This is a genomic window from Streptomyces sp. NPDC059828 (genome assembly GCF_042731955.1).
Taxonomy (GTDB): Bacteria; Actinomycetota; Actinomycetes; order Streptomycetales; family Streptomycetaceae; genus Streptomyces.
Genome location: NZ_JBHWIW010000113.1, coordinates 1 through 1,150 on the forward strand (window position 1 = coordinate 1; position 1,150 = coordinate 1,150).

Genomic DNA, 1,150 nt, shown 5'->3' on the forward strand with positions numbered 1-1,150 from the left:
TCCGTGTGGTCGGCGAATTCCGGGGCGGGGAGGGCCGCGCGGTCGATTTTGCCGTTGGGGGTGAGGGGGAGTGTGTCGAGGTGGGTGATGGCTGAGGGGACCATGGCGTCGGGTAGTGCGGTGGTGGCTGCTGTGCGTACGGCGGTGGGGTTGGCTGTGCCGCTGATGTAGGCGGCGAGGCGGGTTTGTCCGTGGTGGTCGGGGGCGGTGGTGACGACGGCGTCGGTGATGCCGTCGATGGTGCGTAGGGCTGCTTCGATTTCGCCGAGTTCGATGCGTTGGCCGCGGATTTTGACTTGGTGGTCGCGTCGGCCGAGGAATTCGAGTTGTCCGTCGGGGAGGTAGCGGACTATGTCGCCGGTGCGGTAGAGGCGTGCGCCCGGCACATCGGAGTAGGGGTCGGGGATGAAGGTGGTGGCGGTGCGTTGTGGGTCGTTGAGGTAGCCGTGTCCTACGCCGGTGCCTCCGACGAGGAGTTCTCCGGGTACGCCTATGGGGACGGGTTGGAGTTGGGGGTCGAGGACGTAGAGCTGGGTGTTGCGGATGGCTCGTCCGATGGGTGCGCGTGCGGCGTTCATTTCGGATGTGTTGGTGATGACGGCGTGGGTGACGTCGTCGGAGCATTCGGTGGGGCCGTAGGCGTTCATGAGGGGGATGTGCGGGTAGCGGGCGAGCCATCGGGTGCAGAGGTCTGGGGGGAGTGCTTCGCCGGTGACGACGAGCCATCGCAGGTGGGGTAGTTCGGGGGTGGTGTGGAGTGTGTCCCAGGCGTCGAGGGTTGCGCGGAGCAGGGAGGGGACGACTTCCAGGATGGTGGTGGCTGTTGTTGTTGTGTGTGTGAAGAGTTGGGTGGCGTCGAGTGCGGTGTCGTCGTTGATGACGATGGTGCGGCCGCCGGTGACGAGTGCGCTGAGCATCTGCCAGACGGAGATGTCGAAGGTGAGTGAGGCGTTCTGGGCGATGGTGTCGGTGTGGGTGAGGCCGAGGTCTTCGACTTTGGCGAGGAGGTGGTTGTCCATGCCGAGGCGGTGGACCATCGCGCCCTTGGGTCGGCCGGTGGAGCCGGAGGTGTAGATGACGTAGGCGAGGTCGTCGGGGTGCCCGAGTGGTTCGCTCAGCGGGCCCGCCGTCTCCACACCGTCCACCACCA

Annotated in this window: 1 protein-coding gene; it reads right to left on the reverse strand. The window is 66.2% G+C overall.

What is annotated here, in order from left to right; translation table 11 throughout:
* On the reverse strand, positions 1-1,136 hold a 1,136-nt coding region (locus ACFV6V_RS31140; protein ID WP_385571189.1), incomplete at its 3' end, for an amino acid adenylation domain-containing protein.
* Positions 1,137-1,150: the final 14 nt, after the last annotated feature.